The following is a 13297-nucleotide window of genomic DNA, read 5'->3' as shown; positions in this document are numbered from 1 at the left end:
TTTACATGTCTACAACTTACGGCGCACCTACGGGTCTTGATCTTTCCGCCTGTTCTGTCACTGCTACAGGCGGCACGACCAGTCAGACCCTTGCTGATCTTGGCAAAGCTGTCGGTGATAATGCAACTGCGGTCGCTACGGCAAACACTAATGCATCTACAGCAAATACAACAGCACAGGCAGCGCAGTCTGATGCGACTGCCGCTAAAAATGCTGTTGCTAACTTGGGGAATACTTATGTTCCTGTAACATCCGTAGGCGCTGCTGGCGGTGTTGTGCAAATTGAAACAGATGGCTCAGTAGTTATTCCTTCTAACTCTGCCAATAATAACGCTCCTTATATTAACTTTGGTTACGGTTCTAACGTTATCGGTGCTGGTAATAGTGCTATTGTCAATTATAATGGTAGCTCAGCTTCCGCTAAAGATTATTTAAACTGGATTAATCCCGATGGTAGCAAGTCTTTTGGTCGCTATCTGGACGGAACTGTCCTAACCGGGCGTTCTTCTGGTTCCTTGAATATCGGCGTTGCGGCACAGCCGGTTAATACGGTTTATGCTCAGAATGCTACAGTGGTTACCTCTGATGCAACAACCAAGACCATTGCAGGTAGGCTGACCGATACTGCTTATGCAGATGGTCAGAAGCTTATTGCCGCACTCGCAACGGTTAAACCGACTGTATATCAGCTTAATACTTCTATTGCTGAAAAGGGAGCGGCAAACGCCCGTTACCATGTTGGTTACATCGCTCAGGATATCGAAGCTGCGATTACGGCGGCAGGCTTAGATCCGTCAAAGTTTGCTTTGTGGACAAAAACGGCCATTTTTACTGTTACGCAGAACGAAGACAAAAGCTTCACGCAGGCGCAGAGCGTTGATGCTTCTGGTAAGCAGCAGTACATTCAAATGCTGCGTTATGAAGAAATCTTTCCTGTTATTCTGGCAGGCCTGACTTTACAGGTTTCTGGTCTCGTTTCGCGCGTTACCGTACTGGAGAATGCTTCTAAAACAACAATTGGAGGCGCGGCCTAATGTCAACCCTGCTTGATTTTTCAGCAGGGGTTGCAACCGGAGCGGGTGGAAACACTCTCTCCGGCGGTCAGATTGTGGATGCTGTAACAAGCGGCACACCAATCTTGACCAAGCTAAACCCCGGCGCTTCTTGTAATCTGGCATTCGCAAGTTATGGCAACATTGGATACCGCATCCTGCCTGATCAGGACTGTGTTCTGTCTGTATCTGGCGGCAATGTTGGCGAATTGCAGACCATGCGTGTTTTTACCCAACAGCCGTATGACGGGAATTGTGAAATTACATGGCCTGACAACGTAATATGGCCCGAAGGGGCTGCCTTTGTGGATAGCCGTATCGGGGCCATCTGTTGCGTGGAAATTATGTGGGATGGCGCATCCCGTTACTACGGGAGGTTGATCTTTGGCTAAGGTTTCTGAGCCCACAACAGGGTTTATAAATAATGGGGGTATTGTTCAGCTGGGTGCGAACAATATCTCTGGCCAGTGGGATTATATTACTCTTGCGGCCCCCTCTGCACCGTGGCGTATTTTGGTGGAAGGTGATCTGCCCACCACCAGCACAACCCCAAATATGTCAGTGACAGTTTTTGAGGGAACAACACCGCTTTTTTCAGCTTCAGGGACGTGGCAGACACAAGGGCAATCCTCGCAAGGGGCTTTGAAACAGAACTGGAAACTGAAACTAAAAAATTCTATTACAGGAAACAAGTTATCACTTCGTATTGGTGACTGGTTCCCCATGACAAGTGTGACGTTGAAAGGGTATGGTACGGATCGTACTCTTGTGCGTGATAGCCTGACGACGGCTATCTGGCGTGAGATGCGTAAAAATCCTTCTGGGCTACTGGCTCCGTTGTCTGCTTATCAGTATTTTGATGGTACTGATTTAGGGACACATACATCCGCGTTGTTTACAACGGCTGGTTTCCCTGCGGAACTTTGGCAGAACGGTACATTTCTGGGTATGTATGTGTTGCGTTCCCCTGCTGATCTTCCAGATTATCTTATGGATGATAGCAATAACCAGCATATTTTAATTCAGCCGCAGCATGCAGGAAATATCTGGGAAGGCACGTTTACATCTACAGAATGGACTGTGCAGTCTCCCGCCATTTCTGGGTATGATGATCAAGATGATATTTCCACATCTGCACCAGATATCAACGCTGCATGTTCAAGGATTGTGAAGTGGTTTGGTGATTGTGTTGCTGGAAACGTAGATGCCCGCGCAACGTATCCACAATATATCGATCTCCAGTCATTTCTGGATTATGTGCTGATATGTGAACTGGCAGGTTCGTATGACAGCATGCAGAGTAACTTTGAACTGGGCAGTTGGAATGCGACGTCTACCTCTGGGATATGGTCTGTATGGTTGTACGATTGCGATGAAACGTGGGGGCTAATTATAGATTTGGGTGGTTCTAAATCTGACGCCGAGAATATTGGATGGGTTATGGAAAATCCAAATGGTTATGGGTGGCAGTCTCCCGGCTTTTTTAAGCTTATGCATACCATCTTTCGTCCAGAACTGCGGGCACGTTGGGCGCAGTTGCGGCAAGCTGGAATTATTGATGCCGCGCGTATTAAACGTTGGATTGCTGAATATGTTGTGCTGATTGATCCAACAATAATGCAGCAGGATCTAGAAAACTGGAAATTGACCGGTGCAACAGGATCTATTGATGTAAGCATGAATATTGAAAAAGAAAGTGTCTCTTACATCATGAATTATGCACAAACCCGTATTGCGTGGATTGATGCGCAATGGGGCTATAGCGGCGCATAATCGCAAGGGCTGCCTTTTGTAAGGCAGTCCATTTCTTCTCGGATAAAAGAATGACAGATGAACAGAGCGCGGGCACCCCCTGCGTGGCTGATGGCGTCCATGCACGCCTGGATGATCATGAAGAACGTCTTGCCGCTGTAGAGAGGCGGCAGGACGTAACAGACGGCAAACTGGACAGCATCAGCCGGGATATTGCTGCGGTGCGAGCTGAAGGCAACGCACGCCAGCAAGCCACCAATGCAGGAATGGACCGGATTGGTATTCAGCTTTCCGATCTGACGCGTCAGTTGGCGGCACATACCGGTGCACAGGAAGAGCGGAACAGGCTGGCAGAAGACAGTTTGCGGCGCTGGAAAAAACTGGCGGTTATTGTGGGGCTGTTCTGCACGCTTGGGGCTGCTGTTGGTTCTACACTTCTTTCTGATCAGGAAGTGGCCAGCACAATCTGGGTGAAGTGGCTGCACTGGCGTGAACCGTGGGATGCGCCCACACAGCCTGCACCTCAGCCACAGGAAACACAGTTCATTCTGCCCCCGCGTGAAATGGAGGCAGCATGAGCACTAAAAATGTGTGGATCGCAACCCTTTCAGCCATCAAGCGCCAGATCATTCTTCCGGTATTGGAAGCTATCAATCTTGGCGGCAATGCAGCAGTAAATCTGGTGACAGGCACAGGGCTTGTCGAAAGTAGGTTTATGCATGACCGGCAAATCAATGGGCCTGCACTGGGCTGGTTCCAGATGGAGCCCAGAACTCATGATGATATTTGGCTGAACTTTCTGCGTTACCGGCCTGATCTTGCTAATCGCATACTGGCAGCAAGCGGTTTGACTGGTCTGCCTGAAGCAGAAAACCTTGTGCAGAACAAGGCTTATTCAGCTTGTATGTGCAGAGCGCAATACTTGCGTACTTCTGAACCATTGCCCTCTGCCACAGATGCAGCAGCCCTCAGCGCTTACCACAAGCAGCATTATAACACAGTGCTTGGGCAGGCCAATGCCGCTGCAAATACTTCTCTATTTCAGCAGGCCATCAAGGCATGAAGCACGTTCTTCTACCTCTCGAGCAGCAGTTGGCATGGCGATTACTTGGAAAGGACAAAGACGGTGTTTCTCACTGAAACCGAATGCGAACGCACGGCAAAGATCGTGCCAGCCGAACTGTGCCGGTGCATGCACAGCAGCCCAAGTGGGAGCCTGATGATTGAAGTTGTAGATGTGAACAGGTTGTTTGTCAGCCTGCGGGGAGGTGGCGTACATGACTGATGCACCTGTTCCCGTAGAACCTCAACGTTCCACCGTTGTGGCTCAGACAGCCAAGGCCATTACGGCTGGCCTGTCTTTGCCCGCTATGGCGGCAGCTCTCCCTCAGCCAGAAGCAACATGGGTGCTTTATGCCTGTGTTGTGTTTGCAGCAGCAGGTGCAGCCGCAACCCAGATCCCGCTTCCGGCCAATCAGTCCGGCAAGCTTTGGCTGCTTTACCGGATTATCAACTTCCTTGCTCTCAACTGGAAGCAGGCTGCCAATGCTGCGCTTATTTTGCGCGGTGCAGTTTCTTCTAAATCCGATCTTCCTCAGGGAGGGAGTGAATCTATTGTGACCATTCCGAAAGACAATACGAAATGAAGAAAGTATTTTTTGCGCTGGGGCTTCTACCGCTTTTGGCAGCTTGCGCCAATACGGCGCAGGGGAAACTACACCAGGCTGTTTACGATGTGGACAGCGCCTACCATGTGCTAGCTAACCCGATGCCGGATGTGATGGCAGGCAAGGTACCGGGTGTGGCGCTGACTGATACGCAAAAAGATATCGCCAAACGTGCCAGCCAGACCTTGTTTAACGAAATCTCGTCTCTGGAAACCTCCATTGAGGCCGGCAGTAGCATCACGCAAACAGCCGTGTCCGCATTGCAGACAGACTTCGCATCATTCGAAATCTGCTGGGCAGGCCTGAAAACCGGGACTACGCCGGATTCCTGTGCAACTATTGGAGGGAGCAAGTAACATGAACGCAGCAGAAATCAGCGCTATCCTTGGTGTTGTAACCACCGTTGCAGGTCTGGCCGAGAAATATGGGCCGGAAGTTTATGAAACGGTGAAGCAGGCCATTGAGCAGTCCAAGAGCAAAACCGGGCCGAACGTGGCGGATATTGAAGTCATTTTTGCCAAATGTAAGGCGGATAATGCGGCCATCCAGTCTGCATGACACCGGATTTTGAGTGTGGGATGATTGTTGGTGGCGGGGGAGTTTTCCTTGCCACTATCATCTTGGCTGTGGGCTGGCGGCTGCTGGTAATGCGGTCTGGGTTTTGGCGTGGATATTGACCAAGAGCCGCCATAGGTAGCGGACAGGCTCTTGGCTTCTGGTTGTATGTCACGGATATACGGCAAAAATTTGATAGCTTTGTTTTTGTTATCCCTTTTGGGTGGCAAGGAATGAACAAAAAACAGTCATGAAGCTGATAAAATCCTGTGTTGTTTGAAAATTTGTGCCATCAATACTTTCTTTGCGTGAAATGGAATATAAAAGAGCATTTTCTGTTTCTGCGCTGATATTGCATGTGTAGAGACCATCCTCACGCTGGATAAAGTTCAGGGCGAGGAGATATTTATTTTTGTAAAATGATAAGGTTTTTGAAAGTTCATAAAAGTCATTCTGACAAATTTTTTGGGAAATACATAAAAACATAACTTTTTTATCTGAATTGAGTAGTTCTACAAATCTCTCAACACAGCGTTTATAATATTTGTAAACATCATCAACAGATATATCATAGTGATTAAATGTGAACAGAACACCGTAGTGTTCTTTATAATATCTGTGATCACAAAAATTTGCATCTGGTGAGAGCTTATCGCTATCAGCAATTTTTATATGCTGTGATTTATCCAGAAATGTTGAAAATTCATCATGAATACAGTGGTTTACCATGCGGATATCACTAAATATCCAATCAAACGGGTAGGATTTTTGTTTAAGGCCAAGATTTTTAATGACTGAAGCTGTCAGGCAATGATCTCCCATAGAAACCACTTCAAGCCCTTGGGTATGCCGCACAACACGTTTTAACTGCCGGTAATATCCGAGTAAAGAGAGCTGATCTTTTAAAGATCGTTTAAATTTTTTCAGACTGTCCATAAGATCCCTTGGGGTTGGATATGACTGACAATAATATGAATTTATCAATATGCCTGCATTGGAAGATTTTGGTATTTCCTCCAATATCGTTCCTGGAATAGCCTATATGGCACATGAACATTTGCCATGAAAAGCTGCTTTTGTGTTCATATCTTTACTTTAAGGTTGGTATTTTGTTATTCTACAGAAAGCAAAATAATCACAGATGCGATATTCTAGATGTCATACAAAACAATATTTATGATGAAAGGTATGAGCACGCAATCAAAGCGTCCTAATCCGCCACATGTTAAAATGGATTTTTTCCGTTGTTTGCATGAAGGGGTAGAAAGCGGTTGGCTTCCAACACTGGCTCAGGCGGATCTTGATCCTCCAAGCCAAAGCATTTTGCCGCCGAATATTCCCAAAAGAATTTCTCAATACTGGCATAGTGAAACACTACCAGATGATGTAGCCCGCTCTATTGAAAAAGTAAAAAATAATAATCCTGGTTTTGAGCTGGTTCTTACGCATGATGAATCAGCTCGTGCGTTTCTGCATACCCATTTTGGGCAGGATATGGTGGCACTTTTTGATGTGTGCTTCCATCCTGCCATGCGGTCTGATCTGTGGCGTATGTGCGATATGTATGTTCATGGTGGCATTTATGTTGATGTTGATATTTCCATGCATGCGCCGCTTGCACATATAACTGGCCATGCGTCTTACGAATGTTTTCTTATGTATGCTGTTGGCGCGCCATGGTGCATTGAAAACGGGTTAATTATTTCCAGAAAAAAGCATCCCGTTATTGAAGCCATCATTCATGCACTTTGTGAGTCTCTTACCCGTTATAAAAACAACCCAAACAGTTTTGAGAATATCTGGGTGAATACCGGACCGGGTACAACGACTATTGGGGCGATAAAGTATCTTTATGATGTCACGCCAGAGTGGGCGGACCATGCCTGTGGTGATGGGTTTTTGCTTGGGCATCATAGCCGTGCAGTCGCCAGTTATGGGCATGATGAACTGGCCTATAAGGCCTTTTCTGAAGGAAACTGGCGTAAAGCCAGACCGCCGCATCGTCGGGCATAAATTATGCCTCTTTCCATGCTGAGTGTGTAGGGGGGCTTGCCTGTGTACAACCTTGTGGAAAGTGTGAATTGATACCTTGCACCGCACATCTGCGAAGGCCACATATAGGCAATTGCCAAGATTAAAGAGAAAGTTCACCTTATGAGCACAGTGACCATTTCTGTTCTAAAAGAGTTTGTTTCCAAGGCCTCAGCCCTGCACCAGACATGGAAAACCAGCAAGCCGTCTGCCTCAGAACTTTCCTGGCGGGAATGTGTGGAAGATGAGAACTACAAGGATGCTGTCGTGGATAGAGATTTTCTGGCAGAGCTGACAAAAGCCAACATTCCGTATGAAATGTCAGAAGCTGTTTAAAACTGTAGGCGCATTTTAAGATTGGGTAAGAAAAAAACCGCCTTTCGGCGGTTTTTTTTGTGGTTACTTGAGTGTTGGTTCCAGATCAGATTTCTTTTTATAAAATGGTAATTCAATAAAGAAATAAGAGAGCGTGGCAAAAAGAATGGCCATGCTGATGCCGGAAGCAGCAAAAAGTTCGGACGATATTCTCAAACCGTAAGACTGGCGCATATCCTGCATAATATCCCACACAACAATATGGCACAGGTAAAAGGAGTAAGTAATTTCTCCACCCCAGTAACTTAGAAAGGCCAGTGGTTTTGGCACAGTCAACGTGCCGCATTTTAAGGCCGCATACACCACGTACACACACGCCAGAATAGAGACAATGCTGATGGCAAAAGGCATCATCTGGTTCTGAAATGCAGCGGGTATGGCTGTAGACGCAACAAGGCCAAAAATAAGCAGAAAGACAGAAAGTGTTGCAGGAATTTGTGGTGCTTTTGCACGTATAACATCACCTATCCCCTGTGTATTTACAAGATGATAAGCAATAAGCCCCCATATAAACCCTGTGGGGCGGTACCATCCCCAATCAACGCCACCGGGTAGCCAGAAAAGCAGCAGAACAGCCAAAGCATAAACGCAGGGGATAAAAAACTTTCTGCCTATGGTGAAGAATAAAAGCGGCAGAACAATATAAAACTGATTTTCAAGCGATAAAGACCAATACCAGCCTAAGGGGCTGGGGGAGGCTGCGTTTTCAAAGTTTCTGATATATAAAATAGAAGTCAGCCATTTATAGAACAGGCTGGTTTGATCCCCCCACAAGCCGCGATTGGATGAAATAAGGCCCGCCGTGAGTGTTACGGTAATCCAGAAAAAGGCAGCAGGAAAAAGCCTGAGAAATCTTTTCTTGAAAAAGTCGAGGGAGAAGGAAACTTTTTCTGCCAATGCCATATTGGGTTTGGATTTACCCAAAACCATATAGCCCATGAAGTAACCGGATATGACAAAGAAAATATCTACACCCAACCAAGGGCGTAATACTGTTCCCAGGCTTTCTCCAAAATGTGGGTGAATATTGGTACGAAGTGATGCCTGATGCGCCATAACAACCAAGGCAATGGAGATAATGCGCATCAGCTGTATTTCTATATTTTTATTATATTTACCCATTGTATGGCCCTAATATGAAAATATTTTTAGGGTTCATATCGGGCAGGGGGGCGGTTGACTATATTCTTGGCCGGATATCATGAAAATTACAGCCATGCATGATGCGGGATGGTTAGTAGAACCCTGAAAAATGCATTCAGCCAGATGCCCAGATTTATACAGGGTATGGGCAAATCATCAGCGTGACTCACATGGGTTGTGCCCGTTATCCACAGGCTTACCCACCGGAGCATCCGCAGAATCTGTGGACAAGGCCACTAAGCTTGGCAGTCAAGATGGCTGCGGATAAAAACTTCAGGGATGATATAAATCCTGCTCCAGAAAGGTTTGAACGCGCAGGAAGGCTTCTTCTTCTGTTTCGTTTTCAGCAATGCCTAACCACGAGGGCTTGCGCCGGGCAATCCATCCCAACATCTTACCGCTCAGGCTTTGAAAGAGCGGAATATCTTCCGCCAGCAGTAAAATCCCCAAGGGCAGCATCCACACACCCAGCACAGGTAAAAAAGAAAGCAGCCCACCCAGAATTAACAGCAGCCCAGATGGCAGACGCACCCATTTTTGCTCGGGTTTGCGTAACCACTGTATGCCACGGCGCATTTTGGTGGGTAGTTTTGCCGTTATCATTTGCGTGCGGCGTTCACGCAGGGCCTCTGGTGTATTGGTGCTGGAAGGTGAGGGCTGCTCCATTTCTACTCCATAACTGTGGCTGATTGGGTTTTATGTGCCTTTGTTTGGGCGTTATCTTTTCTATAAAGACATTTCGTATTTTATGGCATTCAACAAAGGCAGCATTGTGTATTCAAAACAGGGCTTCACGCTGGTATCCGTGCAATGAGTGTGCGTGTTGCGAAAATATGCTTGGGCGTGGTTTTGGCCTGCCTGCCAGTTTCTGCTGCTTGGGCGCAGGAAAACGCAGCATGTCAGGCTTTTGGGCCAGAAAACAGATTGCCCGCCCTAACGCGGCCTTTCATGCTAAAGCAGACAGAACTGCTTTGTAACACAGGCTATGCTGTTTTGGTTTCATCTGTCACGCACACACCCTTGTGGGCGGCGGAGCATTTGCAGGCCAATAATGTGCGCCTTGCAGAACGCTTGATGCGTGCGGGCACTTTTTATGCAGATTCCCGCTGGCCAGATGGCAGCCGAGATCAGGATTACAAAAAATCCGGCTATAGCAGAGGGCACATGGCCCCCAGTGCGGACCAGCCAACGCCTACAGCGCAATTTGAAACTTTTGCGTATTCCAACATGGTACCGCAATCCATTGTGCTTAATCAGGGTATTTGGGCACGTATTGAATACACGGTGCGGGAATTGGCTGTGCAGGAGGGTGATGTGTATGTGGTCACCGGTCCTGCTTTTCATGGGCATCCTATTCCAACCATTGGGCCAGACCACGTGTTTGTACCGTCTTCTACATGGAAGGCTGTGTATTCTGAGCATCGTCAGGCTGCGGGCGTGTATGTCTGCAAGAACGTGCAACGTTCTCCACATTGCGATCAGGTGACTGTGGCAACCCTTATTCGCAATACAGGGGTAGATCCGTTTCCGGCGGTGGCGGACACCATTAAGCAGAGTTTCTGGCGCTTGCCGTCACCGCGCAAAATACGGCGGTAAGTGTTGGGAGAAAGCAGTACAAGCCACAATTTTCACGTAGGTTGTACACGTTATCCACAGGCTTACCCACTGGAGCATCCGCAGAATCTGTGGGCGACTCTGCTGGCAAGAGGTTTTATTGGCTGATGCCAAGCCAAGGGCCAGCCCAGATCATCAGCAGGTACAAAACAATGGTTAAGCCGCAGCCGCTGGCCAGCGCGGGCCAGAAATGCACGCCACACCGCATCAGCCACGGCATGAACAAAAACATGGGGAGGGAAGGCAGCACATACCAGAACGTGGCACTCACATGAGCTTCCATCCGTGCGGGATCATGCGTTTCCAGCCAAAGCCAGATCATGCCAAATACGGAAACAAGGGGTAGGGCAGCAACCAGCGCGCCAAATCCTGGGTAACGGCGCGCCAAAGTGGAAACCAGAGCAATAATGAGAGCTGAAAGCAGAGTTTTGAGAAGAAAGAACATTCAGGTATCAGACAATAAATAAAAAACGCCTGACTATAATATATTTTTTAATATAGATGAATTGTATCACCCCACCCGGCGCATTAAATTAATTTTCAGGATATCATCCGTTATCTTTTGAAAATTTAAATCAGTTTGGATTAGTTTTTATGCGTTTAAAAGCTCTTTTTGCAGCATCTGCTGTATTGCTCACCAGTTTTTCTGTGGCACAGGCAGGCACCGTGCACACCACGTGGGAAAAGTTCAAGGCTGGCCATGCCATGCATCGTCTTTCCGTTGATGGCCAGAAAGCCATGATGGACGTGTTTCAGGCGCGTGATCTGCTGGCTCAGGGCAAAACCGATGCCGCCATTCCGCCGCTGTATGATGCGCAAAAGCGCTTCAAGGCCGCCAGTGCAGATAACAAGAAGTTCTTTGCGGCAGAAAGCCAGCTTCAGCCAGCCCCGCAGCATCCGGTTTCTGCAAGCCATACGCCGGTTGCCAACCCCACAACATGGGTACCAGTTGGCGGTGAATTTATTGTAAGCGAAACACTGGCTCCAGAAAAACAGGCAGCACTGGCTAACGCCAACAAGCAGTTCCAGGCCGGGCAGACCCAGCAGGCACAGCAGAGCCTGCAGGTTGTGGGTGAAGATGCAGACTTCATTCTGGCCCTTGCACCGCTGGAACAGAGCGAAGGCGCCCTGTACCGCGCAAAAGTGTTTACAGAAGGCCGACAGCCTCAGCAGGCTGTAGAAGCACTTAACCAACTTCTGGATGGCATTGTTTTTGTTTCTGACGATGTGGTGGAAAAAGTAGCTCCCTCCACACCGGCTAAAAAAGCCAACTAAAACAACACACTGTGTTGCAAGGCAGGGGTGGGGAGCAAAAAAGTTCTCCACCCCTGCTTTTTTATGTTGCGTTTATTGAGAATGGTTCTTATTATCAAAATTGTCGCGGCGATGAAGGCGTTTCTGCTGGTGGGGCAAGGGGCATCGTCGCGACAACTCTTGGTTCGTCTTGATTTATCCCGTTCAATCCCCGGTTCCTATCTGGAATGTTTTTGCATCCCCGGTCATTCCAGATAGGTCTTTTAAGTTCCCCTTGCCCCACCAGACTATCTTCTTCCTTATAAAATATCAGGGTTTTTCAGGTAGCGCCCGGTAGGGCACAACGCCTCTGGCATCACTTCCTGTATCCAGCATCCGGCCCGAAACAGGCAAAGATCTGTGGCTGCAATTATCCCGCACACAGGCGCGGCAGCCGGGGCCAATAGGCACAACCAATCTGTGATCATTCAGGTTTAAACCATCTGCATAAACCGTTTTTGCGGCATCGCTTATGGTGCAGCCCAGCACAATGGCAATCTGCCGTGGGCGGTCTGTATAGGTTACGCCCTCATGCCCCACTGTGCGGGCAACGTTGAGGTAAATGGAATCATCCGTGGTTTGAGAAAGCTGTACCTGCACCTGCCCCGGTGTGGCAAAGGCCCGAAAGATGTTCCACAACGGGCAGGGGCCACCAAACCGTGCCTGAGAAAAACGGTTGGCAGAAAAACTTTTAAGAATATTTCCCGCAATATCCAGTTTGAGAAAATAAAAGGGAATGCCCTCCATACCGGGGCGCTGTAACGTGCTTAATCTGTGGCTTATCTGTTCAAAGCTGGTGCCAAAATGGCGGCGCAGGCGCTCAATATCATAACGCATGGTCTGTGCTGCGTGCAGGAAGCGCATATAGGGCAACAGCAAGGCCCCGGCAAAGTAGTTGCCCAGATACACACGGCCCAGTTCCAATGCATTTTTCTCTTTGGGGCCTTCACGCCGTAAAATGCTGCTTATCAGGCGGGTATGGTCTCGTTGGCCAATAATCTGCGCCAGATAGAACAGCGTGCTTTCCGGCGGTTGGTCTGGGGGTAAAAAAATGGTGCGGCGGTGCCGGTCTATCCGCCACACCAGCCCGCCTTCTTCCAGCGCCGGGTCTTGTTGCGTGTGCAAGCCGTGCTGATCAAGCAGATAGGTTTTTAAGGCTTCGGCCAAGCCGTTTTTGAGATCAAGATTTTCGTAAAATTTTTCGGCTGCACAATCGAGTTCATGAAAATAGTTGCGATGTTGCTGTACCCAGTCTCCTACCGTTTCATATGGCTCCAGCGGAGGGGAGGGAGAAAGAGTGTCGCTTTCACGCTCCTGCTCAAATTTATAGGCGCGGTAAAGGGTTAAAAATGCTGCGCATAAATCCGGGTTGGCATGTACGGCATCTGCCATTTTGGCCAAAGGTAAGGATGCATTTTTAAATACAGGGTCTGCCATGGTTTCGCGCATGGCCTGCACGGTATGGGCTTCTTTGGTGTTGCTGAACCATGCCGGGGTCAGGTCAAAGCGTTCACACAGCTTTTGCAACAGGGGGTGCGGAACGGGCCGGTGGTTACGTTCTAACTGGTTAAGATAACTTGGTGATATGTCTAGCATGTCTGCCAAGTTGGCTTGGGTCAGGGTTTCGCGTTGGCGCAACTGCCGCAAGCGCGGGCCAGCAAAAAGCTTGGTTCTGGTTTGTGGCATGGTACGAACTTCGCAAACTTCGCAAACGGGAACATTCCCTTCGCCTCTTTTTACTCTTATCTCTCTGCCGCTCAAAACAACACTCTGCAACACTCCCCTCACGATCAAATTCCGATCATGAGGTAAAAA

Annotated in this window: 18 protein-coding genes; 13 read left to right on the top strand and 5 right to left on the bottom strand. The window is 48.2% G+C overall.

The window, feature by feature from the left end; translation table 11 throughout:
- Window positions 1–5: 5 nt before the first annotated feature.
- The 9 genes from FCN51_RS17570 (at window position 6) to FCN51_RS17530 (ending at window position 5029) form a co-directional block, all read left to right on the top strand.
- A complete protein-coding gene (locus FCN51_RS17570) occupies window positions 6–1034 on the top strand; it encodes a tail fiber domain-containing protein (protein ID WP_160256483.1) in 1029 nt (342 codons plus the stop codon).
- Complete coding sequence (locus tag FCN51_RS17565; protein ID WP_160256482.1) at window positions 1034–1444, top strand: hypothetical protein; 411 nt, start codon at window positions 1034–1036, stop codon at window positions 1442–1444. Before FCN51_RS17570 ends, FCN51_RS17565 begins: the two co-directional genes overlap by 1 nt.
- Window positions 1437–2825: a CotH kinase family protein gene (locus tag FCN51_RS17560; protein ID WP_236661369.1), complete on the top strand. Its 1389-nt coding sequence runs from the start codon at window positions 1437–1439 to the stop codon at window positions 2823–2825. Before FCN51_RS17565 ends, FCN51_RS17560 begins: the two co-directional genes overlap by 8 nt.
- Window positions 2826–2875: 50 nt before the next feature.
- Complete coding sequence (locus FCN51_RS17555; RefSeq protein ID WP_160256481.1) at window positions 2876–3382, top strand: hypothetical protein; 507 nt, start codon at window positions 2876–2878, stop codon at window positions 3380–3382.
- Window positions 3379–3867 (top strand): hypothetical protein, encoded by a 489-nt coding sequence (locus FCN51_RS17550; RefSeq protein WP_160256480.1) that lies wholly within the window; start codon window positions 3379–3381, stop codon window positions 3865–3867. Before FCN51_RS17555 ends, FCN51_RS17550 begins: the two co-directional genes overlap by 4 nt.
- A 63-nt stretch (window positions 3868–3930) precedes the next feature.
- Window positions 3931–4089 carry a hypothetical protein gene (locus tag FCN51_RS17545; protein WP_167316215.1) on the top strand — a complete coding sequence of 53 codons (159 nt, stop codon included), beginning with the start codon at window positions 3931–3933 and terminating at the stop codon, window positions 4087–4089.
- Complete coding sequence (locus FCN51_RS17540; RefSeq protein WP_160256479.1) at window positions 4082–4450, top strand: hypothetical protein; 369 nt, start codon at window positions 4082–4084, stop codon at window positions 4448–4450. Before FCN51_RS17545 ends, FCN51_RS17540 begins: the two co-directional genes overlap by 8 nt.
- Entirely contained in the window at window positions 4447–4827 is a 381-nt protein-coding gene (locus FCN51_RS17535; RefSeq protein ID WP_160256478.1) for a hypothetical protein, read from the top strand. Before FCN51_RS17540 ends, FCN51_RS17535 begins: the two co-directional genes overlap by 4 nt.
- Window position 4828: 1 nt before the next feature.
- Window positions 4829–5029: a hypothetical protein gene (locus FCN51_RS17530; RefSeq protein WP_160256477.1), complete on the top strand. Its 201-nt coding sequence runs from the start codon at window positions 4829–4831 to the stop codon at window positions 5027–5029.
- A 207-nt stretch (window positions 5030–5236) separates the two neighbouring features.
- Here the strand turns inward: FCN51_RS17530 and FCN51_RS17525 are convergent, their stop codons facing one another.
- A complete protein-coding gene (locus tag FCN51_RS17525; protein WP_160256476.1) occupies window positions 5237–5962 on the bottom strand; it encodes a DUF1796 family putative cysteine peptidase in 726 nt (241 codons plus the stop codon).
- A gap of 252 nt (window positions 5963–6214) precedes the next feature.
- Here FCN51_RS17525 and FCN51_RS17520 point away from each other — a divergent pair, with 252 nt between their 5' ends.
- Both FCN51_RS17520 and FCN51_RS17515 read left to right on the top strand, forming a co-directional pair.
- On the top strand, window positions 6215–7039 hold the full coding sequence (locus tag FCN51_RS17520) for a glycosyltransferase family 32 protein (RefSeq protein ID WP_236661367.1): 825 nt from the start codon (window positions 6215–6217) through the stop codon (window positions 7037–7039).
- Window positions 7040–7180: 141 nt separating this feature from the next.
- Window positions 7181–7393 carry a hypothetical protein gene (locus FCN51_RS17515; protein ID WP_124294976.1) on the top strand — a complete coding sequence of 71 codons (213 nt, stop codon included), beginning with the start codon at window positions 7181–7183 and terminating at the stop codon, window positions 7391–7393.
- Window positions 7394–7456: 63 nt separating this feature from the next.
- Here the strand turns inward: FCN51_RS17515 and FCN51_RS17510 are convergent, their stop codons facing one another.
- Together FCN51_RS17510 and FCN51_RS17505 are read right to left on the bottom strand one after the other, a co-directional pair.
- Window positions 7457–8554 (bottom strand): acyltransferase family protein, encoded by a 1098-nt coding sequence (locus FCN51_RS17510; RefSeq protein WP_160256475.1) that lies wholly within the window; start codon window positions 8552–8554, stop codon window positions 7457–7459.
- 294 nt (window positions 8555–8848) lie between these two features.
- On the bottom strand, window positions 8849–9241 hold the full coding sequence (locus FCN51_RS17505) for a hypothetical protein (RefSeq protein WP_003627656.1): 393 nt from the start codon (window positions 9239–9241) through the stop codon (window positions 8849–8851).
- Between the two features lie 144 nt (window positions 9242–9385).
- Here FCN51_RS17505 and FCN51_RS17500 point away from each other — a divergent pair, with 144 nt between their 5' ends.
- Window positions 9386–10171, top strand: coding sequence for a DNA/RNA non-specific endonuclease (locus FCN51_RS17500; protein WP_160256474.1), 786 nt, complete (start codon window positions 9386–9388; stop codon window positions 10169–10171).
- 115 nt (window positions 10172–10286) lie between these two features.
- On the opposite strand, the gene FCN51_RS17495 is transcribed toward FCN51_RS17500, so the two are convergent.
- Complete coding sequence (locus FCN51_RS17495) at window positions 10287–10634, bottom strand: DUF3147 family protein (protein WP_003625037.1); 348 nt, start codon at window positions 10632–10634, stop codon at window positions 10287–10289.
- Between the two features lie 149 nt (window positions 10635–10783).
- Between FCN51_RS17495 and FCN51_RS17490 the strand changes: the two genes are divergently transcribed.
- Entirely contained in the window at window positions 10784–11464 is a 681-nt protein-coding gene (locus FCN51_RS17490) for a YfdX family protein (protein WP_160256473.1), read from the top strand.
- Between the two features lie 288 nt (window positions 11465–11752).
- Here FCN51_RS17490 and FCN51_RS17485 read toward each other — a convergent pair whose 3' ends face one another.
- Entirely contained in the window at window positions 11753–13168 is a 1416-nt protein-coding gene (locus FCN51_RS17485) for a helix-turn-helix domain-containing protein (RefSeq protein WP_160256472.1), read from the bottom strand.
- Window positions 13169–13297 lie beyond the last annotated feature (129 nt).

The sequence above is a fragment of the Acetobacter pasteurianus genome, assembly GCF_009914215.2.
Taxonomy (GTDB): Bacteria; Pseudomonadota; Alphaproteobacteria; order Acetobacterales; family Acetobacteraceae; genus Acetobacter; species Acetobacter pasteurianus.
This window is presented reverse-complemented; position numbering and strand designations above follow the sequence as displayed.

Coding starts and splice junctions, on each gene's coding strand:
- FCN51_RS17570 (WP_160256483.1), top strand. CDS start 6: ATGTCTACAACTTACGGCGCACCTACGGGTCTTGATCTTTCCGCCTGT.
- FCN51_RS17565 (WP_160256482.1), top strand. CDS start 1,034: ATGTCAACCCTGCTTGATTTTTCAGCAGGGGTTGCAACCGGAGCGGGT.
- FCN51_RS17555 (WP_160256481.1), top strand. CDS start 2,876: ATGACAGATGAACAGAGCGCGGGCACCCCCTGCGTGGCTGATGGCGTC.
- FCN51_RS17550 (WP_160256480.1), top strand. CDS start 3,379: ATGAGCACTAAAAATGTGTGGATCGCAACCCTTTCAGCCATCAAGCGC.
- FCN51_RS17540 (WP_160256479.1), top strand. CDS start 4,082: ATGACTGATGCACCTGTTCCCGTAGAACCTCAACGTTCCACCGTTGTG.
- FCN51_RS17535 (WP_160256478.1), top strand. CDS start 4,447: ATGAAGAAAGTATTTTTTGCGCTGGGGCTTCTACCGCTTTTGGCAGCT.
- FCN51_RS17530 (WP_160256477.1), top strand. CDS start 4,829: ATGAACGCAGCAGAAATCAGCGCTATCCTTGGTGTTGTAACCACCGTT.
- FCN51_RS17525 (WP_160256476.1), bottom strand. CDS start 5,962: ATGGACAGTCTGAAAAAATTTAAACGATCTTTAAAAGATCAGCTCTCT.
- FCN51_RS17520 (WP_236661367.1), top strand. CDS start 6,215: ATGAGCACGCAATCAAAGCGTCCTAATCCGCCACATGTTAAAATGGAT.
- FCN51_RS17515 (WP_124294976.1), top strand. CDS start 7,181: ATGAGCACAGTGACCATTTCTGTTCTAAAAGAGTTTGTTTCCAAGGCC.
- FCN51_RS17510 (WP_160256475.1), bottom strand. CDS start 8,554: ATGGGTAAATATAATAAAAATATAGAAATACAGCTGATGCGCATTATC.
- FCN51_RS17505 (WP_003627656.1), bottom strand. CDS start 9,241: ATGGAGCAGCCCTCACCTTCCAGCACCAATACACCAGAGGCCCTGCGT.
- FCN51_RS17500 (WP_160256474.1), top strand. CDS start 9,386: ATGAGTGTGCGTGTTGCGAAAATATGCTTGGGCGTGGTTTTGGCCTGC.
- FCN51_RS17495 (WP_003625037.1), bottom strand. CDS start 10,634: ATGTTCTTTCTTCTCAAAACTCTGCTTTCAGCTCTCATTATTGCTCTG.
- FCN51_RS17490 (WP_160256473.1), top strand. CDS start 10,784: ATGCGTTTAAAAGCTCTTTTTGCAGCATCTGCTGTATTGCTCACCAGT.
- FCN51_RS17485 (WP_160256472.1), bottom strand. CDS start 13,168: ATGCCACAAACCAGAACCAAGCTTTTTGCTGGCCCGCGCTTGCGGCAG.